General features: G+C 67.0%; 19 protein-coding genes. 15 read left to right on the top strand and 4 right to left on the bottom strand.

Annotation, left to right across the window (positions count from 1 at the left end):
* Window positions 1–62 precede the first annotated feature (62 nt).
* The 14 genes from AC07NY_RS20175 (at window position 63) to rimO (ending at window position 12,763) form a co-directional block, all read left to right on the top strand.
* Window positions 63–1,037 carry a Gfo/Idh/MocA family protein gene (locus AC07NY_RS20175; protein WP_494585289.1) on the top strand — a complete coding sequence of 325 codons (975 nt, stop codon included), beginning with the start codon at window positions 63–65 and terminating at the stop codon, window positions 1,035–1,037.
* Window positions 1,038–1,253: 216 nt separating this feature from the next.
* Entirely contained in the window at window positions 1,254–1,568 is a 315-nt protein-coding gene (locus AC07NY_RS20170; RefSeq protein ID WP_257732935.1) for a 2Fe-2S iron-sulfur cluster-binding protein, read from the top strand.
* Complete coding sequence (locus AC07NY_RS20165) at window positions 1,568–1,924, top strand: DUF2849 domain-containing protein (protein WP_492286433.1); 357 nt, start codon at window positions 1,568–1,570, stop codon at window positions 1,922–1,924. The genes AC07NY_RS20170 and AC07NY_RS20165 overlap by 1 nt, the downstream gene beginning before the upstream one ends.
* Before the next feature lie 4 nt (window positions 1,925–1,928).
* Complete coding sequence (locus tag AC07NY_RS20160) at window positions 1,929–3,599, top strand: nitrite/sulfite reductase (RefSeq protein WP_494585288.1); 1,671 nt, start codon at window positions 1,929–1,931, stop codon at window positions 3,597–3,599.
* Window positions 3,586–4,110, top strand: coding sequence for a DUF934 domain-containing protein (locus tag AC07NY_RS20155; protein ID WP_494585287.1), 525 nt, complete (start codon window positions 3,586–3,588; stop codon window positions 4,108–4,110). The genes AC07NY_RS20160 and AC07NY_RS20155 overlap by 14 nt, the downstream gene beginning before the upstream one ends.
* Window positions 4,111–4,113: 3 nt before the next feature.
* On the top strand, window positions 4,114–4,365 hold the full coding sequence (locus tag AC07NY_RS20150) for a hypothetical protein (RefSeq protein ID WP_494585286.1): 252 nt from the start codon (window positions 4,114–4,116) through the stop codon (window positions 4,363–4,365).
* Window positions 4,362–5,819, top strand: coding sequence for a siroheme synthase CysG (gene cysG / locus AC07NY_RS20145; protein ID WP_494585285.1), 1,458 nt, complete (start codon window positions 4,362–4,364; stop codon window positions 5,817–5,819). The genes AC07NY_RS20150 and cysG overlap by 4 nt, the downstream gene beginning before the upstream one ends.
* 192 nt (window positions 5,820–6,011) lie before the next feature.
* A complete protein-coding gene (locus AC07NY_RS20140) occupies window positions 6,012–7,052 on the top strand; it encodes a sulfate ABC transporter substrate-binding protein (RefSeq protein WP_492286438.1) in 1,041 nt (346 codons plus the stop codon).
* A gap of 9 nt (window positions 7,053–7,061) precedes the next feature.
* Complete coding sequence (gene cysT, locus AC07NY_RS20135; RefSeq protein ID WP_494585284.1) at window positions 7,062–7,958, top strand: sulfate ABC transporter permease subunit CysT; 897 nt, start codon at window positions 7,062–7,064, stop codon at window positions 7,956–7,958.
* Window positions 7,951–8,841: a sulfate ABC transporter permease subunit CysW gene (gene cysW / locus AC07NY_RS20130; RefSeq protein WP_494585283.1), complete on the top strand. Its 891-nt coding sequence runs from the start codon at window positions 7,951–7,953 to the stop codon at window positions 8,839–8,841. Before cysT ends, cysW begins: the two co-directional genes overlap by 8 nt.
* A gap of 24 nt (window positions 8,842–8,865) precedes the next feature.
* Window positions 8,866–9,912 (top strand): sulfate/molybdate ABC transporter ATP-binding protein, encoded by a 1,047-nt coding sequence (locus tag AC07NY_RS20125; protein WP_492286441.1) that lies wholly within the window; start codon window positions 8,866–8,868, stop codon window positions 9,910–9,912.
* A 126-nt stretch (window positions 9,913–10,038) separates the two neighbouring features.
* Window positions 10,039–10,476: an OsmC family protein gene (locus AC07NY_RS20120; protein ID WP_494585282.1), complete on the top strand. Its 438-nt coding sequence runs from the start codon at window positions 10,039–10,041 to the stop codon at window positions 10,474–10,476.
* Entirely contained in the window at window positions 10,473–11,339 is an 867-nt protein-coding gene (locus AC07NY_RS20115; RefSeq protein ID WP_494585281.1) for a sulfurtransferase, read from the top strand. Before AC07NY_RS20120 ends, AC07NY_RS20115 begins: the two co-directional genes overlap by 4 nt.
* Window positions 11,340–11,443: 104 nt before the next feature.
* Window positions 11,444–12,763 (top strand): 30S ribosomal protein S12 methylthiotransferase RimO, encoded by a 1,320-nt coding sequence (rimO, locus tag AC07NY_RS20110; RefSeq protein WP_494585280.1) that lies wholly within the window; start codon window positions 11,444–11,446, stop codon window positions 12,761–12,763.
* 11 nt (window positions 12,764–12,774) lie between these two features.
* Here the strand turns inward: rimO and AC07NY_RS20105 are convergent, their stop codons facing one another.
* Both AC07NY_RS20105 and AC07NY_RS20100 read right to left on the bottom strand, forming a co-directional pair.
* A complete protein-coding gene (locus AC07NY_RS20105; RefSeq protein ID WP_494585279.1) occupies window positions 12,775–13,149 on the bottom strand; it encodes a hypothetical protein in 375 nt (124 codons plus the stop codon).
* A gap of 139 nt (window positions 13,150–13,288) precedes the next feature.
* On the bottom strand, window positions 13,289–14,263 hold the full coding sequence (locus AC07NY_RS20100; RefSeq protein WP_494585278.1) for a quinone oxidoreductase family protein: 975 nt from the start codon (window positions 14,261–14,263) through the stop codon (window positions 13,289–13,291).
* Window positions 14,264–14,397: 134 nt separating this feature from the next.
* Between AC07NY_RS20100 and AC07NY_RS20095 the strand changes: the two genes are divergently transcribed.
* The gene (locus AC07NY_RS20095) at window positions 14,398–15,573 is read left to right on the top strand and encodes a UbiH/UbiF family hydroxylase (protein WP_494585277.1); all 1,176 of its coding nucleotides are present in this window, start codon (window positions 14,398–14,400) and stop codon (window positions 15,571–15,573) included.
* 177 nt (window positions 15,574–15,750) lie between these two features.
* Here the strand turns inward: AC07NY_RS20095 and AC07NY_RS20090 are convergent, their stop codons facing one another.
* Window positions 15,751–16,872, bottom strand: coding sequence for a CaiB/BaiF CoA transferase family protein (locus AC07NY_RS20090; RefSeq protein WP_494585276.1), 1,122 nt, complete (start codon window positions 16,870–16,872; stop codon window positions 15,751–15,753).
* Between the two features lie 181 nt (window positions 16,873–17,053).
* The gene (locus AC07NY_RS20085; RefSeq protein ID WP_492286448.1) at window positions 17,054–18,025 is read right to left on the bottom strand and encodes an AEC family transporter; all 972 of its coding nucleotides are present in this window, start codon (window positions 18,023–18,025) and stop codon (window positions 17,054–17,056) included.
* Between the last annotated feature and the right edge of the window lie 66 nt (window positions 18,026–18,091).

Below are 18,091 nucleotides of genomic sequence, written 5' to 3'. Positions count from 1 at the left end.
ACTGACCGGATCTTCGAAAAGGGCCAGCGCAAGCAGCCCGGCTTCTGGCGAGCGAGACATCCATGAGCGCAAACCCGATTTCCCTTGGCCTCATCGGCGCCGGCATCATGGGCGAGCGCATGCTGCGCGCGGCGCTGGACCAGCCCGCGACGGCGCTTCGCGTCGCCGGCATCTGGGACCCTTCCACCGAGGCGCTGGAGCGGATCGGCTCCGCGCTGCCGTCGGTGGCGCATCAACCGGACGCCGCGGCCCTCATCGCGGCGAGCGACTGCGTCTACATCGCCTCGCCGCCCTCCTCCCATCTTGGCCATGCGCGCGCGGCGCTCGCTGCGGGCAAGGCCGTGTTCTGCGAGAAGCCATTGGCGGTCGATGTCGAGGATGCTCGTGCTTTCGTCGCCGAGGCCGGTGAGCGCGGTGCTGTGAATTTCCCTTTCGCTTCCTCGCCGGCCGTCGCTCGTTTGCGGGAATGGATCGACACCGGCGCCATCGGCACGCCACAGCGTGTTTCGATCGAGGTCGCCTTCGCGAACTGGCCACGCTCCTGGCAGGTCGATGCGGCCGGCTGGCTCGACCGCACGGCGCAGGGCGGCTTCACCCGTGAGGTCGTCTCGCATTTCCTGTTCCTGACCCGCCGCATCGCCGGGCCTTTCGCCGGCCTTTCCGCGAAGGCGGCTTATCCCGAAGCGGGCAAGAGCGAGCGCCGGATCGAGGCGACGCTGACCGCAGGCGCCCTGCCTGTCACTTTGAGTGGCAGCGTCGGCACGACCACGAAGGATGACCATAACGTCTGGACGCTCGAAGGCGACAAGGGCGCGGTCCGGCTCTGCGACTGGTCGCGCGCCGAACGGCGCCTTCCCGATGGTAGCTGGGAGGCCGATCCGGAGGCACTCTCCCAGAATGAGGCGCGCCCGCTGGCGCTGCGCCGGCAGCTCGAAGGTGTGTCGAAGCTCACCCGCGGCGAGCCGCATCACCTTGCGACGCTGCGCGAAGCGTTCGATGTACAGGACATCGTCGAGACGATCCTGAAAAGCGCCTGAACATGGGCCGCTCCGGGCAGCAATCGCGCTTCAACGTGAGAAGCTGCCCGGATGGCATAAATTTGCGGCAGATCGGCCTAAAAATACTTCTTCAGGATAATTCTACTCTAGCGCGCCGATAATTCGAAAAAACCGACTACCTGATGTGAATTGAGCTGAAACCCGCCTGTAGCGTAAAATCCCTGTTCGAAAGACCGAACGGGGATGGGCGTTATCGTGGCAGTTCTGAACGTCATCGATCGACAGGGCCGGAGCCATGAACTCGAAGCCGTGGAAGGCTGGCGGGTCATGGAAATCCTGCGCGACTACAAGGTCGGCATCGAGGGCGTCTGCGGCGGTTCCTGCGATTGCGGCACCTGCCATGTCATCGTCGCGCAGGAATGGGCCGGAAAGCTGCCCGAGCCGCGCGACGAGGAGATCGACGCGCTCGACGAATTGCCGTTGATCGAGGCGACCTCGCGCCTCTCCTGCCAGATCATCTGGGCCGACGACCTCGACGGGCTGACGCTGACACTGGCGGAGGCCGCGTGATGGCCGCCCAAGCGAAACGCGTTCCCCTGCCGGCGATCCTCCTCGCCAACGACCTGCTCGATGGCGATGTCGTCTTCGCCTTCGTCGATGGCGCCGGCCCGCTGGCCTGGACGCGCGACCCGGCGCTCGCGCTGGTCGCCGCCGATGATGCGGCGGCTGACCGGCTCGAAGCCTTCGCCGCCACTGAGCTGCGCGGCAACAAGGTCGTCGACGCCTATCTCGTCGATGTCGCCATCGAGAGCGGCAGCCCGGTGCCCCGCCATTTCCGCGAGCGCTTCAAGACGCTCGGTCCCAGCAATCGTCCCGATCTCGGCAAGCAGGCCGGTGAAGGCATCGCCTCCGCGCCGAAGGGCTGATTTCATGTATCGTTATGACGAATTCGACGAGCGTTTCGTCCGGGAGCGGGTGGCCCAGTTCACCGACCAGGTCGCGCGCCGGCTCGACGGCTCGCTGACCGAGGACGAGTTCAAGCCGCTCCGGCTCAAGAACGGCGTCTATCTCCAGCTCCACGCCTATATGCTGCGGATCGCCGTGCCCTATGGCACGCTGAATTCGCGGCAGCTCCGACAGCTCGCCCTGATCGGCGAGCGCTATGACCGCGGCTACGGCCATTTCACCACGCGCCAGAACCTGCAGTTCAACTGGCCGAAGCTGCGCGACGTGCCGGCCATCCTCGGCCTGCTCGCCGATGTCGAGATGCATTGCATCCAGACCTCCGGCAACTGCATCCGCAATGTCACGGCCGACCATTTCGCCGGCGTCGCGCAGGACGAGATCGAGGATCCGCGCCCCACCGCCGAACTGATCCGGCAATGGTCCTCGGCCCATCCCGAATTCAGCTACCTGCCGCGCAAGTTCAAGATCGCGGTGACGGGTGCCGAGGCTGACCGGGCGGTGATCAAGGCCCACGATATCGGCCTGCGCTTGCGCCGCCATCCCGACACGCACGAGACCTGCTACGAGATCAGCGTCGGCGGCGGGCTCGGCCGCACGCCGATGATCGGCAAGGTCGTGCGCGACTATCTGCCGAAGAAGGACCTGCTCGCCTATCTCGAGGCGGTGATGCGGGTCTATAATCTCGAGGGGCGGCGCGACAACAAGTACAAGGCGCGCGTCAAGATCCTGGTCCACGAGATCGGCGCCGAGGAATTCACCCGCCGCGTCGAGGCCGAGTTCGCCCAGCTCGACGGCCCCTCGATCAATGCCGACCCGGAAGAGGTCGCGCGTATCGCCGCCTATTTCGCGCCGCCGCGCTACGAGGCGCTGCCGGCCGTCAGCAATACACTGGAGGCGGCCAAGGCGAGCAATCCGGCCTTCGCCCGCTGGGTCGAGGTCAACACGGTGCCGCACAAGGCGCCGGGCTACACGGCGCTGACGATCTCGCTGAAGCCGGTCGGCCAGGCGCCGGGCGACGCGACCAGCGAGCAGATGCGCCGCGTCGCCGATCTCGCCGAGCGCTATTCCTTCGACGAGTTGCGCGTCACCCATGCGCAGAACCTCGTGCTGCCGCATGTGCGCCAGCGCGATCTCTACGCGATCTGGCAGGCACTCGGCGAGGCGGGCTTAGCCACGGCCAATGTCGGGCTCGTCACCGACATCATCTCCTGCCCCGGCCTCGATTATTGCGCGCTGGCGACGGCCCGCTCGATCCCGATCGCGCAGGCGATCCAGAGCCGCTTCGCCGATGAGGCGCGCCAGCGCGAGATCGGGCCGCTCGGCATCAAGATCTCCGGCTGCATCAATGCCTGCGGCCATCACCATGTCGGCCATATCGGCATTCTCGGCCTGGAGAAGCGCGGCATCGAATCCTACCAGATCACGCTCGGCGGCGACGCCACCGAGAACGCCGCGATCGGCGAGATTCTCGGGCCGGGCCTCGCTGCAGAGGAGGTGCCGGACGCGATCGAGCGGATCGTCTCGGTCTATCTCGCCGCCCGCAGCGATGGCGAGAGCTTCATCGACAACGTGCGCCGCATCGGCCTCGGGCCGTTCAAGGCCGCCTTCCAGGAGACCGCCCGTGCCGCTGCTTGACCGGAACGGAAGCGCCGAGGACCGCTGGACCCGCAGCGAGGGTGCCGCGATCGGCAACATCCCAGCCGCGCTCGTGCCCTGGGAGGTTCTCGTCGAGGCGCTCGACGCGCAGGAGCCCGAGCAGGTCATCGGCGTGCTGATCCCCAACAACGTGCCGTTTGCCGAACTCGCGCCCTTCCTGCCGCGGCTGGCGCTCGTCGCGATCGCCTTTCCCGCTTACTCGGACGGGCGCGGCTTCAGCCTCGCCCGCCAGATCCGGCGTGCCGGCTTCGCAGGGGAAATCCGCGCCAGCGGCCCGCTGATCGCCGACCAGTTCGCTTATGCCCTCTCCAGCGGCTTCGACACGATCGAGTTGCCGGAAGCGAACGCCGCGCGCCAGCCGGTATCGCAATGGCTGCATGCGCGCGACTCGTTCAGCGCCATCTATCAGCGTGGTTATGGCGAGAGCAGCCGCAACGTCCTCGACCAGCGCCGGGCGGCGAGAGCCGCCGCGCCCATCGCAGCGGAGTGAGTCATGACGATCTCGACCGCGACACATGGCTCGATCGAACGCCCCCGCACGGCCACGGGCATCGACGAGGACCGCTCGGACGCCGAGCTGGAGGCCCTGCTGCCGCGCCAGCCTGCGAGCGAGGCACGCGGGCGCTGGTTCGATCTTTGCTTTCGCCTTATCATCCTGGCACTGGCCGCGCTGTGGCTGCTGACGCCACCGGCGGGCAACGAGCGCATCGCGGCAGACGAGAAGGCCGTAGCGACGACCCGATGACCGAAAGACAGCCCGAATCCACCGCGGCCCGCATCGAGCCGCTGGCGACGCTGCCGCTCTTCCACAAGCTGGTCGGGCGCAAGGTCGTGCTCGCCGGCAGGACCGAAGGCGCGCTGTGGAAGGCTGAGCTGTTGGCGGCGACCGGGGCTGAGTTGCATGTCTTTGCCGATGGCACGGAAGCACTGTTCGCCGGATTGGCGCAGGGCGAAATCGGCCATCGCGTGCATGTCCACCACCGAGCCTGGCAGGCTGACGATTTGACCGATGCGGCGATCGCGGTTGCCGACCTCGACGATGCCGATGCGGTTCGCGCCTTCGTCGCGGCGGCGCGACAGGCCGGCGTACCGGTCAATATCGTCGACAAGCCCGAGCATTGCGATTTCGCCTTCGGCGCGCTGGTCAACCGCTCGCCGCTGATCGTCGCCGTCTCCACGGATGGCGCCGCGCCCGTCTTCGGACAGGCGATCCGCACCAAGATCGAGGCGCTCCTGCCGGCCGGCTTGAAGAACTGGGCGCAGGCCGCAGCCGACTGGCGCCCGGCGGTGCAGGCCCGCGAACTGCCCTTCGCGCTGCGACGCAGCTTCTGGGAGCTCTTCGCCGGCAAGGCCATGGCCGAGCCGGAACGCACGCCGAACCTCGACGACGAAGCAGAGCTTTTCGCGAAGCTCTCCCGCATCGAGGCCAACCATGACGGCAAGGGTCGCGTCACGCTGGTCGGCGCCGGGCCGGGCGATCCGGAACTGCTGACGCTGAAGGCGATCCGCGCCCTGCAGAGCGCCGACATCATCCTCTATGACGACCTCGTCTCGCCCGGCGTGCTCGAACTCGCCCGGCGCGAGGCCAAGCGCATGCTGGTCGGCAAGACCGGCTACGGCCCCTCGGTGAAGCAGGGCGACATCAACGCGCTGATCGTCTCGCTGGCTGCCCAGGGCAAGCATGTCGTGCGGCTGAAGGGCGGCGATCCCGGCATCTTCGGCCGCGCCGGCGAGGAGATCGAGGCCTGCCACACTGCGGGCGTGCCCGTAGCGATCGTGCCCGGCATCTCGGCGGCGCAGGGGGCTGCGGCTTCGCTCGGCCTGTCGCTGACCCATCGCGACCATGCCCGGCGCCTGCAATTCGTCACCGGCCATTCGCGCAAGGGCGAGTTGCCTGACGATCTCGACTGGCGCGCCATGGCGGACCCTGCCGCCTCGACCGTGATCTACATGGCCCGGGCCACCCTGCCCGGCTTCCGCGAGCGCGCCATCGCCGCCGGGCTCGACCCGCAGACGCCGGCCGTCGCCGTGCTTGCTGCGACGCGCCCCGACGAGCAGCGCATCGCCGCGACCATTGCAGACCTGCCGGAGCGGCTTGGCGAATTGCCGGCGAACGGCCCCGTTCTCGTCCTGCTCGGCCATGCTTTCGGCCCGGCCCTGTCTGCCGCGAATCCGGCGGAAGACCGCCGCCGGGCCTGACCACGGCCCGGCCTCGTCGCCGGGTGGAACGTCATCGCCGGAGATGCGTTTTCTCCTCCGGCGCCCGAATTTGGAAGGCGCTGTTTGCGCCAAGTCATTGAGAAAAGGACGACAATTCAGTACATTTCGTTTGTTATTCAGAACGGATCGATGCCTCATCCGAGCCTCGCCGTGAACCAACGGAGCCCTGACATGACGCGACCCGTTTTTAGCCGCCTCCTCCGGGCCGGGCTGGTTCTGGGAGCTTTCACGCTCTGCTTCGGCGTCGTCGCCGGGGCGCGTGCCCAGACCGAGCTCCTCAACGTCTCCTACGATCCGACCCGCGAGCTCTATCGCGAAATCAACGCGGCCTTCATCGCCGAGTGGAACGCGAAGAACCCCGACAAGAAGATTTCGACGATCCGCCAGTCGCATGGCGGCTCCGGCGCGCAGGCCCGCACCGTGATCGACGGGCTCAATGCCGATGTCGTGACGCTGGCGCTGGCTGGCGATATCGACGCCGTCGCCGAGCGCTCGAAGAAGCTGCCGCTCGACTGGCAGAAGCGCCTGCCGCACAATTCCTCGCCCTATACCTCGACGATCGTCTTCCTCGTCCGCAAGGGCAATCCCAAGGCGATCAAGGACTGGGGCGACCTCGTGAAGCCGGGCGTCCAGATCATCACGCCGAACCCGAAGACCTCTGGCGGGGCGCGCTGGAACTACCTCGCCGCCTGGGCCTATGCCGAGAAGGCCTTCAACAAGGACGAGGCCAAGGTCCGCGACTATATCGGCAAGCTGCTCGCCAATGTCCCGGTGCTCGACACCGGCGCGCGCGGCGCGACCACGACCTTCACCCAGCGCGGCATCGGCGACGTCTTCCTGTCCTGGGAGAACGAGGCCTTCCTGGCGCTCAAGGAATTCGGTGCCGACAAGTTCGATATCGTCGTCCCCAGCCTGTCGATCCTGGCTGAGCCGCCGGTTGCACTGGTCGATGCCAATGTCGACGCCAAGAAAACCCGCGAGCAGGCGCAGGCCTATCTCGACTTCCTCTACACGCCGAAGGGACAGGCGATCATCGCCAGGAACTTCTACCGCCCGCGTAATCCGGAAGCGGCCGACGCCAAGGATGTCGCCAATTTCCCGAAAGTCGATCTGGTGACGATCGACGACGTCTTCGGCGGTTGGAAAAAGGCGCAGCCGACCCATTTCGGCGATGGCGGCACCTTCGACCAGCTCTACAAGCCGGCCCGCTGAGGACTGCCCATGACGGCGGCGACGACGACCTTCCGCTGGCGCGAGCCGAGCATCCTGCCCGGCTTCGGGCTCGCGTTCGGCATCACCGTGACGGCGCTGTCGCTGATCGTGCTGATCCCGCTGGCGGCGCTCTTCCTGAAGGCCGCCAGCGCCGGCCCCGCCGATATCTGGGCGGTGGCGACCTCGCCGCGCACGCTCGCCGCGCTGAAGCTCTCCTTCACCGCCGCCCTGTTCGCCGCACTCGTCAACGCCGTGTTCGGGCTGATCCTGGCCTGGGTGCTGGTGCGCTACGAATTTCCCGGCCGACGCCTGATCGATGCCGCCGTCGACCTGCCTTTCGCGCTGCCGACGGCGGTGGCCGGCATTTCGCTCGCGGCGATCTATGCGCCGAATGGCTGGGTCGGCTCACTGCTGGCACCGCTCGCCTTCAAGCTGACCATCCCCTTCACCGATCTCTCCTTCGGCTTCGACGGCAAGGTCGCCTATACGCCGCTGGGCGTGATGGTCGCGCTGATCTTCATCGGCCTGCCCTTCGTGGTGCGCACCGTGCAGCCCGTATTGGAGGAGCTGCAAAGCGATGTCGAAGAGGCTGCGGCGCTGCTTGGCGCCAGCCGCGTCCGGACGATCTTCCGGGTGATTCTGCCGCCGGTCCTGCCGGCGCTGATGACCGGCTTCGTGCTCGCCTTCGCGCGGGCGGTCGGCGAATACGGCTCGGTCATCTTCATCGCCGGCAATGTGCCGATGATCTCCGAGATCGCGCCGCTCCTGATCGTGATCCGGCTGGAGCAGTTCGATTATGCCGGCGCCGCCGTGGTGGCGACGATGATGCTGCTGATCTCCTTTGCCCTGATCCTCGCGGGCAACCTGATCCAGGCTCGCGCCCGCCGGAGGTTCGGTGATGTCTGACGCGACCCTGCCCTCTGTCTCCGCAGCGACGCCAACGCGCAGCCCCGGGCGGGCGCGGGGCGAGAGCCCCGTCGTTCAGGTCGCACTGATCGCGGTCTCGCTCGCCTTCCTGCTGCTTTTCCTGCTGCTGCCGCTGGTCACGGTCTTCATCGAGGCCGCCGCCAAGGGCTGGGAGGCCTATCGCGCCGCGATCACCGAGCCCGATGCGCTGGCAGCGATCCGGTTGACCTTGCTGGTCGCGGCCATCGCCGTGCCGTTCAACATCGTCGTCGGCATTGCCGCCGCCTGGGCGGTCGCCAAGTTCGAATTCCGCGGCAAGAACCTGCTGATCAGCCTGATCGACCTGCCCTTCTCGGTCTCGCCAGTGATCTCGGGCCTCGTCTTCGTGCTGCTCTTCGGCGCGCAGGGCTATTTCGGACCGTGGCTGCAGGCCAACGACCTGAAGATCGTCTTCGCCCTGCCCGGCCTGATCCTCGCCACGGTCTTCGTCACCTTCCCCTTCGTGGCACGCGAACTGATCCCGCATATGCAGTCGCTCGGCTCGTCCGACGAGGAAGCAGCCCTGACGCTCGGCGCCTCGCCCTGGCGCGTGTTCTTCTCGGTGACGCTGCCGAACGTGAAATGGAGCCTGTTCTACGGCGTGCTGCTCTGCAACGCCCGTGCGATGGGCGAGTTCGGCGCGGTCGCGGTCGTCTCGGGCAAGATTCGCGGCCTGACCAACACCATGCCGCTGCATATCGAGATCCTCTACAACGAATACATGGGCGCGGCCGCCTTCGCGGTGGCCTCGCTGCTGGCGGGGCTGGCGCTGGTCACCCTCGTGCTCAAGACCCTGCTGGAATGGCACTACGGCGATGTCATCGCCGCCAGTCGCCGTCACTGACCCACAGACGAAGGATTTCTCGCCATGTCGGTCGCCGTCACCATCGAGACCATCGAAAAGCGCTTCGACAACTTCCCGGCGCTGCGCGGCGTCTCGCTCGATATCCAGCCGGGAGAGCTGGTCGCGCTGCTCGGCCCGTCCGGTTCGGGCAAGACCACGCTGCTGCGCCTGATCGCCGGGCTTGAGGAGGCCGATCGCGGCCGCGTCCTGTTCGGCGAGACCGATACGCGCGATCTCTCCCTGCGCGACCGCCGCATCGGTTTCGTCTTCCAGCAGTACGCGCTGTTCAAGACGATGAACGTTGCCGAGAATATCGGCTTCGGCTTGAAGTCCCGCCCGCGCCACGAGCGCCCGAACAACGACGAAATCCGCAAGCGTGTCAGCGACTTGCTCGACCTCGTTCAGCTGCCGGGGCTAGAAAAGCGCTACCCGAGCCAGCTTTCTGGCGGCCAGCGCCAACGCGTCGCCTTGGCGCGTGCACTCGCCATCGAGCCGCGCGTGCTGCTGCTCGACGAGCCCTTCGGCGCGCTCGACGCCAAGGTCCGCAAGGACCTGCGGGCGTGGCTGCGCGAACTGCATGGGCGCACCGGCCACACCACCGTCTTCGTCACGCATGACCAGGAGGAGGCGCTGGAACTTGCCGACCGGGTCGCGATCCTCAACGAAGGACGGATCGAGCAGGTCGGCTCGGCCGATGATGTCTACGATCATCCGGCCACGCCCTTCATCTGCGAGTTCTTGGGCGAGGTGAACAAGCTGCCGGTCAAGGTCGTCGGCAGTCAGGCCTTCTTCGGCGACCGGCCGGTGCTGGGCGGATTGTCGCAGAACCAGGGCGGCCCGGCCTCGCTCTATGTCCGGCCGCAGCACCTGCGCATCGTCGACGAGACGCCGCTGGCGCTCCCCGGCACGGTCGAGCACTTGCGCCGCAACGGCCCGATCCGCCGGGCTGAAGTCGCCGTCGAGGGGCTGAAGAAGCGGCTCGAGGTCGATCTCGCCAGCCAGGTCGCCCCGGCGATCGGCGAGCGGATCAGGCTCCGCATCGCCCATGGCAACCTGTTCGCCGCCGCCTGATCCCGCAATGTCGCGCATCGGGCGCCGCGAAAACCGGATTCACCTTTCCGGCCCGATGCCATAGCCTCCCCGGCGAATCCGATAGCCGCATCGGCTACCGGTCCTCGATCCGGACAGGAGATCGCGATGAAAGCACGCGCGAAATGGGTTGATGGCATGGCCTTCATGGGCGAGTCCGGCAGCGGGCACGCCATGATCATGGATGGCGCGCCGGAATATGGTGGGCGCAATCTCGGCATCCGGCCGATGGAGATGCTGCTGATCGGGCTCGCCGGCTGCACGGCTTTCGACGTCGTCGGGATGATCAAGAAGGGTCGCGAGAACATCACCGGCTGCGAGGTCGATGTCGAGGCCGAGCGCGCCACGACCGATCCCAAGGTCTTCACCAAGATCCATCTCGCCTACCGCATCACCGGCAAGGGCCTGTCCTATGCCAAGGCCGAGCGGGCCGTCACATTGTCGAAGGAAAAATACTGTTCGGCTTCGATCATGCTCGGGGCGACCGCCGAGATGAGCTACAGCCTCGAAGTGATCGACGAACTACAGAAGGAGGCTGCCGAATGAGCCGGGCTGAATTCGCCGGATTAATCACGCCGGACGCGCTCGCCGCGCGCCTCGGTGACGAGAACCTCGTCATCATCGACATCCGCACCGCGGCCGATGGCGCAAAAGCCGCCTTCGAGGCCGGTCATATCCCCGGCGCGCTCCATTCCGACTACGCGGCCGATGGCTGGCGGGCGAAGATCGGCAATGCGCCGGGCATGGTGCCGCCGCTCGACCATCTCGCTGCGCTCGTGGGCCGGCTCGGCATCAAGCCGCATGACGAGATCGTCATCGTCCCGGCCGGCACGGCCGCGACCGATTTCGCCGCGGCGGCACGTGTGTACTGGACGCTGAAATTCATCGGGCACGGCCAGCAGGCGATCCTCGATGGTGGCTTCAAGGCCTGGACGGCCGATGCGAAGCGCCCGGTCGCGACCGGCGCATCAGTGCCGAAGAGCGCTGCCGCTTATCCGGTCGTGGCACAGCAGGGCCTGCGCAGCACGGCGGATTCGACGCTCGTCGCCTCCAGAAGCAAGCAGGCGAGCCTCGTCGATGCCCGTGGTCCCAGCTATTTCGAGGGCCGCGAGAAATCGGCCGAGGCCGCGCGTGCCGGCCATATCCCCGGCGCGATCCAGCGCGACTATGCCGGCGCCTTCGAGCCCGGCAGCGGCAAGCTCAAGGAGCCTCGCGAGCTGGAGAAGCTCTTCGCGGCCGTGCCGCAGGGACCAGTGGTCTCCTACTGCAATACCGGCCATTCGGCAGCGGCGAACTGGTTCGTGCTTTCGGAGGTTCTGGGCCGCGACGAGGTCGCGCTCTACGATGGCTCGATGACCGACTGGACGCAGGACCCCGACCGTCCCGTCGCGACCGGCAAGGCGGCCTGATCGCGCTTTCGATTGCAAATCAGCTTGAAAAGGTTCAAAGGAAGCGCCGATCGCGTGCCCTGACGCGCGGCGCTTCCTGACATTCTGAACCGAGCCATCAGCCGATGAACGCCGTCGCGCCGAAAATCTCCTTTGTTTCGCTGGGCTGCCCCAAAGCGCTCGTCGATTCCGAACGGATCATCACCTCGCTGCGCTCCGAGGGCTACGAGCTCTCGAAGAGCCATGCCGGGGCCGACCTCGTCATCGTCAACACCTGCGGCTTCCTCGACAGCGCCAAGGCCGAGTCGCTCGAGGCGATCGGCTCGGCCATGGCCGAGAACGGCAAGGTCATCGTCACCGGCTGCATGGGCGCCGAGCCCGAGCAGATCCGCGACGTCTTCCCGAACGTGCTCGCGATCACCGGCCCGCAGGCCTATGAGAGCGTCGTCTCGGCCGTGCATCAGGCGGTGCCGCCGAAGCACGACCCCTTCGTCGATCTCGTGCCCGACCAGGGCGTGAAGCTGACGCCGCGGCACTACGCCTATCTCAAGATTTCAGAGGGCTGCAACAATCGCTGCACCTTCTGCATCATCCCGAAGCTGCGCGGCGACCTCGTCTCGCGGCCGATCGGCGACGTGCTGCGCGAGGCCGAGAAGCTGGCCAAGGCCGGCGTCAAGGAACTGCTGGTGATCTCGCAGGACACCAGCGCCTACGGCCTCGACATCAAATACGCGCCCTCGATGTTCAAGGATCGCGAGATCCGCACCCGCTTCTTCGAACTCGCCCGCGAACTCGGCCAGATGGGGATGTGGGTGCGCCTGCACTATGTCTACCCCTACCCGCATGTCGACGAGGTGATCCCGCTGATGCAGGAAGGGCTCGTGCTGCCCTATCTCGACATCCCCTTCCAGCACGCCTCGCCGAATGTGCTGAAGGCGATGAAGCGCCCGGCCCATCAGGACCGCACGCTCGACCGCATCCGGAAATGGCGCGACATCTGCCCGGATCTCGCCATCCGCTCGACCTTCATCGTCGGCTTCCCCGGCGAGACCGAAGAGGACATGGACATCCTCGTCGACTGGCTGAAGGAAGCGAAGCTGGAGCGCGTCGGCGCGTTCAAATACGAGCCGGTGAAGGGTGCGCCCGCCAACGATCTCGGCCTCGACCTCGTCCCCGAAGAGGTGAAGGAAGCCCGCTGGCACCGCTTCATGAAGGCACAGGCAGAGATTTCCGCCCGCATCGTCAAGGGCCGCGTCGGCAAGCGCATTCCCGTCATCATCGACGAGGCCGGGCCGACCGTGGCCAAGGGCCGCTCGAAATGGGATGCGCCGGAGATCGACGGCAATGTCTACGTGGCGAGCCGCCGGCCGCTGCGGGCAGGCGACATCGTCACCGTGAAGATCGAGCGCGCCGACGCTTACGATCTTCACGGCGTGGCTGTCTGAGCGACAGCTGGTCAGTTCGGGAATTCGCAGACCCGGCGGACGATCCGGCCGTTACGGTCACGCGCGACCCTGAGTTCGCCGCCGCAGCCTTCCGCGGTCAGAACCGGAGGGGGCTCGTAGCGGGGCGGCTCGTTGCAGGCGTGGGTGATGCAGTTGGCTCCGGCTCCCCGGGCCTTTGCCGCACCCGGAACCCGGACGCGCTCGTGGTCCTGCAGGCGGATGGCGATGACGGAGTTGTGGTCGCCGCCCTGCCCGCCTTGGCCACCGGAGCCGCCACCTCCGCCGCCATTGCCGCCACCACCGCCGCCGCCCTGCTGGGCGAGAGCGACACCCGAAAGGGTCAGGGTTGCGAAGAGAAAGCCGACGATCTGAAACCTGCTGGTCATGACGTCACCTTGAATGGTTGTCAGCATGTGCTGATACCGATTCGTCGCGGCACCTCCTCTTCGGGTTCATTGCTCACGAAAAAAATGCGCCCGGTTTCCCGGGCGCATGGTTCTCCATTCGCATCAGCCTCGGGCTGAATCAGGGAATCAGGACCGTCGAGCCCGTGGTGCCGCGCGATTCCAGCAGGCGATGCGCGTCGGCTGCATCCTTCAGCGGGAAGGTCGCGTTCACCGGCACCTTGACCTTGCCGCTCAGCACCGTCTCGAACAGGTTCTTGGCCATTGCAACCATGGTCTCGCGCTTGGCCGTGTGCGTGTTGAGCGTCGGGCGCGTCACATAGAGCGAGCCCTTGCTGGCGAGGATGCCGAGATTGAAGGCCTCGACCGCGCCAGACGCATTGCCGAAGCTCGCTAGCAGGCCGAAGGGTTTCAGCGTGTCGAGCGACTTCATGAAGGTGTCCTTGCCGACGCCGTCATAGACGACGTCGCAGAGCGCCCCGCCGGTGACCTCCTTCACCCGCGCCGCGAAATCCTCCTCGCGATAGTTGATGACGTGATCGGCACCATGCGCCTTGGCCAGCTCCGCCTTCTCCTTCGAGCCGACCGTGCCGATCACGGTCGCGCCCAGCGCCTTGCCCCATTGGCAGAGGATGAGGCCGGTCGCACCGGCCGCGGCATGGACGAGGATCGTGTCGCCCGGTTTCACCTTGTAGGTCCGGTGCAGCAGGTATTCGGCCGTCAGCCCCTTGAGCAGCATGCTGGCGGCGGCCTCGTAGGAGATGCCCTCCGGCAGCGCGACGACGGAAGCCGCCGGCACGATGCGCTCCTCGGCATAGGCGCCGAGCCCCGCGACCACCGCGACGCGGTCGCCGGGCTTGAACTCGGTGACGTTGGGGCCGACGGCGAGCACGTCGCCGGCGCTTTCGTTGCCTAGGGTGAAGGGCAGTTGCGGCGCCGGGTAGAGACCCGAGCGGAAATAGGTGTCGATGAAATTCAGGCCGATCGCCCGGTTCCGAATCAGGATTTCGCCGGGACCCGGCTGCGGCAGGGTGACGTCCTCGAACTGCAGAACCTCGGGGCCGCCGGTCTTGTGGGCGCGAATGGCTTTGACCATGAAAGGCATCTCCTACGGGATGGATGCCCGACCATAGTTCATCGGGCCGGAAAGGCATCCGTGCCCAACGCAGAACGCACCTTGCGACTTTGCGGCCCGTGGCCAAGTCGCCGCGCATCGGCTAGCCAAGGGCGATGAGCACGGACACTGCCGATCAGGTCGATATCGCCATCGTGGGCGCCGGCGCCGTCGGCCTGGCGGCCGCGCTTGCGCTGAGCCGCGAAGGGCGCAGCGTCGCCCTGGTCGGCCCGGTCGCGGCGCCGCGCGACGGACGCACCGTCGCCCTGCTCGACGGTTCCTGGCGGATGCTGGCCGAGCTCGGCGTGCAGGAGGCCTTGCTGGAGAAGGCCGCGCCGCTGGAAGTGATGCGCCTCGTCGATGACAGCGGCAGCCTGTTCCGCCAGCCGCCGGTCGAGTTCCGGGCCTCCGAGATCGGGCTGGAGGCCTTCGGCTGGAATATCGAGAATGCCGACCTGACCGGGCTTCTCGCCGAGAAGGCGGCCGAACGATCCGGCCTGCGCATGATCCCCGGTTTCGTCCGCGCGATTGAACCGGAGGCGGACGGCGTGCGCCTCTCCTGCGAGGGCTTCGCTCCATTGAAGGCTCGCCTTGTGGTCGGCGCCGACGGGCGCAATTCGCAGGTCCGCGCGGCGGCCGGCATCGAGAGCCGCGACTGGCGCTATCCGCAGATCGCATTGACCGCAATCTTCGAGCATCGCCGCGACCATCAGGAAACCTCGACCGAGTTCCACACGCGCAAGGGCCCCTGCACGATCGTGCCGCTGCCCGGCCGGCGCTCCTCGCTGGTCTGGCTAGTCGATCCGGAGGAGGCTCCCGCGCTGACCGCGCTCGACGATAGGGCCTTCGCGTTACGGGTCGAAAAGCAGGTGCAGTCGCTGTTGGGCGCAATGACGGTGTCAGGGCCGCGCGGCAAGGTGCCGATGGGCGGGCTCTCGGTCGAGCGTTTCGGCGCCGGCCGCATGGCGCTGATCGGCGAGGCCGCGCATGTCTTCCCGCCGATCGGCGCGCAGGGGCTCAATCTCGGCCTGCGCGATGCCGCGGCACTGAGCGAAGCGCTGGCGGGCGCGACGGATGCGGGAGCGGCAAGCGTGATCGCTGATTACGACAGCGCGCGGCAGGCCGATGTACGCTTGCGCACCGGCGCGGTCGATGTGCTCAACCGCACGCTGCTGACCGATCTGCTGCCCGCCGACCTGATGCGCGGCGCCGGCCTGCTGGCGCTGTCGCGGATCGGGCCGCTCAGGCGGCTCGTCATGCGGCAGGGGCTGGCCGGTGGGGCGGCGCGTTAGGCGCTGGTCGGCACTCGATCACGACTGCGTCGCACGACTGTCATTCCGGGGCGCACCGCAGGTGCGAACCCGGAACCCACGACCTGGTGAGACATTCGGTGCCTCGTTGCGAGCCGCTCGCCCAGTCGTGGGTTCCGGGTTCTTCGCTCCGCGAAGCCCCGGCATGACAACCGTTCGTCAGGCCTCGCCCAGTATCTTCCGCGTATCCACCCCGCTCGCCGCGACCTTCCGCAACCCGGCCGCCTGCTCGCGGAAAACCGGCGCGAGCGGCAACGGCGTCGAGACGAGACGGCGGCCACCGGGCTCCTCGACCTGCGCATCGAGCAGGCCGCGCGCCGACATCTGCGGATCGGAGACCGCTTCCTCCAGCGTCCGCACCACCGTGCAGCAGCAATCCAGCGGCTCGACCAGCGCGCGCCAATAGGCGGCGCTTTCGCTTGCGATGATGGCGGCAATGCCCGCTCGCGTCGCTTCGGGATCGCGGCGGTCGTCGCGCAGCCTCTCATCAAGGCCGATCCCCTCGCAGAAGCCCTGCCAGAACTTCGGCTCGATCGCCCCGACCGCCAGGAACCAGCCATCGGCGGTGGCATAGAGCCCGTAGCGCGGGCTCGCACCCGTCAGCAGGCCCTCCCCGCCATCGGGAAAGGAGCCGGTCACCTGCCCCTGCGCCAACCCGTACCAGGCGAAGGTCGGCATCGCATCGGCCATGGCGATATCGAGATGGCAGCCCTGCCCGGTGCGATCGCGCTGGCGCAGCGCCAGCAGGATGTTGAGCACGGCCGGCATGGTGCCTCCGGCGATGTCGGCAACGAGCGGCGGTGGCAGAGGCGGAGCCTCACCGCGCTTCAGCGACTGGCCCAGCAACCCGCCGAGCGCCTGGTAGTTGATATCGTGCCCGGCCTCCTGCGCGCGTGGGCCATGCTGGCCATAGCCGCTGATCGAGCAATAGATCAGGCGCGGGTTGATGGTCTTCAGGGCATCATGGCCGAAACCGAGCCGCTCCATCACGCCCGGCCGGAACTGCTCGATCAGGATATCGGCCTTCGCGATCAGCGGGGTCAGTCGCGCCAGTGCGTCCGGCGCCTTCAGGTCGAGCTCGACCGAATCCTTTCCGCGATTGAGCACTGCGAAAGGCGCCGCAGTCTCCCCGAAGCGCGGCGGGAATCCGCGCATGTCCTCGCCGCCCGGCCGCTCGATCTTGATGACGCGCGCGCCGGCCTCGGAGAGGAAGAGGCTCGCCAGCGGCCCGGGCAGGAGCGTCGAGAAATCGAGGACCAGCAGGTCGTCCAGCGGCAGCATCCGGAATCCTTGTTGCGCGGGGCGTATTTGAAAAGGTCCTCAGCCCTCATCCTGAGGAGCCGTGTCGTCAGACATGGCGTCTCGAAGGATGCTCCAGGAAGCTCCGGAAGCATCTGGAGCATCCTTCGAGACGCCGCTAACGCGGCTCCTCAGGATGAGGGCTTGCTTCCCAAACAAGCTCTCAGTGAAACAGATCGGCCGCTATCCTGCCCGTCTTCACCAGCCACAGGAAGCCCGAGAGCGTGACCATCGAGACGATGGTGCCGACGAGGATGCAGGCCGAAGCGCGCTCGACGCCGACCTTGTACTGCGTCGAGATGACGAAGATGTTCAGCGCCGGCGGCAGCGCCGCCATGATGATCGCGGCATAGATCCAGTTGGTCGGGATGCCGCCGATGGCCGAGAGCAGCAGCCAGACCAGAAGCGGGTGCAGCAGGAGCTTGATGAAGACGAGCCCAGGGACGCCGGCCGGCATCCGCTTCATCGGGCGGAGAGCCACGGTGACGCCGAGCAGGAAGAGCGCGCAGGGCGCCGCCGCCTGCGACAGCCACAACACCATCCGGTCGAGCGCCACCGGCAATTCGAACTTGAGATAGCTCGCCAGCACGCCGGCCAGCGTCGCGACGTTGAACGGATGGGTCAGCACTCGCCAGACCACCTCGCCGGCGGTGGCGAGCAGGCTCTTCTTCTCGACGCCGGCCACCGCCATCAGCAACGGAACGAGCGAGAACAGCAACACGCTGTCAAAGACGAAGATGAGCACGACCGGCGCGCTCGCCTCCGGCCCCAGCGCCGCCAGGATCAATGGCGGGCCCATATAGCCGATATTGGAATAGGCCCCGGCGACGCCCTGCATCACCGCCTGCGGCAGGTCGCCTTTCGCGTGCCGGAGCCCGATCGCCAGCGACAGGCTGAAGGCGCAGAACGTGGCGAAGGTCGTGCCGGCGATGAATTTCCAGTTGGCGAGCTCGCTCAATGGCTTGTCGGCGATCAGCCGGTAGAAAAGCGGCGGCAGCGCGACATAGATCAGGAAGAACTGGAGCCAGGCCAGCCCTTCCTCCGGCAACTGCTTGTAGCGGCCGATGGCGAAGCCGAGCAGGATCAGCCCGAAGAACGGCGCGACCAGATTGAAGATGCTGAGGAGGTCGGCCATCGGTGGCGTTTTCGTCCTGCGATGAAGGCGCCCGCCTTCGACCCGAACCCGGCGGATATCTGCATC

This window comes from Allobosea sp. GW821-FHT09G06 (genome assembly GCF_059416005.1).
This window is presented reverse-complemented; position numbering and strand designations above follow the sequence as displayed.

Coding starts and splice junctions, on each gene's coding strand:
- AC07NY_RS20175 (WP_494585289.1), top strand. CDS start 63: ATGAGCGCAAACCCGATTTCCCTTGGCCTCATCGGCGCCGGCATCATG.
- AC07NY_RS20165 (WP_492286433.1), top strand. CDS start 1,568: ATGGCCGCCCAAGCGAAACGCGTTCCCCTGCCGGCGATCCTCCTCGCC.
- AC07NY_RS20160 (WP_494585288.1), top strand. CDS start 1,929: ATGTATCGTTATGACGAATTCGACGAGCGTTTCGTCCGGGAGCGGGTG.
- AC07NY_RS20150 (WP_494585286.1), top strand. CDS start 4,114: ATGACGATCTCGACCGCGACACATGGCTCGATCGAACGCCCCCGCACG.
- cysG (WP_494585285.1), top strand. CDS start 4,362: ATGACCGAAAGACAGCCCGAATCCACCGCGGCCCGCATCGAGCCGCTG.
- AC07NY_RS20140 (WP_492286438.1), top strand. CDS start 6,012: ATGACGCGACCCGTTTTTAGCCGCCTCCTCCGGGCCGGGCTGGTTCTG.
- cysT (WP_494585284.1), top strand. CDS start 7,062: ATGACGGCGGCGACGACGACCTTCCGCTGGCGCGAGCCGAGCATCCTG.
- cysW (WP_494585283.1), top strand. CDS start 7,951: ATGTCTGACGCGACCCTGCCCTCTGTCTCCGCAGCGACGCCAACGCGC.
- AC07NY_RS20125 (WP_492286441.1), top strand. CDS start 8,866: ATGTCGGTCGCCGTCACCATCGAGACCATCGAAAAGCGCTTCGACAAC.
- AC07NY_RS20120 (WP_494585282.1), top strand. CDS start 10,039: ATGAAAGCACGCGCGAAATGGGTTGATGGCATGGCCTTCATGGGCGAG.
- AC07NY_RS20115 (WP_494585281.1), top strand. CDS start 10,473: ATGAGCCGGGCTGAATTCGCCGGATTAATCACGCCGGACGCGCTCGCC.
- rimO (WP_494585280.1), top strand. CDS start 11,444: ATGAACGCCGTCGCGCCGAAAATCTCCTTTGTTTCGCTGGGCTGCCCC.
- AC07NY_RS20105 (WP_494585279.1), bottom strand. CDS start 13,149: ATGACCAGCAGGTTTCAGATCGTCGGCTTTCTCTTCGCAACCCTGACC.
- AC07NY_RS20100 (WP_494585278.1), bottom strand. CDS start 14,263: ATGGTCAAAGCCATTCGCGCCCACAAGACCGGCGGCCCCGAGGTTCTG.
- AC07NY_RS20095 (WP_494585277.1), top strand. CDS start 14,398: ATGAGCACGGACACTGCCGATCAGGTCGATATCGCCATCGTGGGCGCC.
- AC07NY_RS20090 (WP_494585276.1), bottom strand. CDS start 16,872: ATGCTGCCGCTGGACGACCTGCTGGTCCTCGATTTCTCGACGCTCCTG.
- AC07NY_RS20085 (WP_492286448.1), bottom strand. CDS start 18,025: ATGGCCGACCTCCTCAGCATCTTCAATCTGGTCGCGCCGTTCTTCGGG.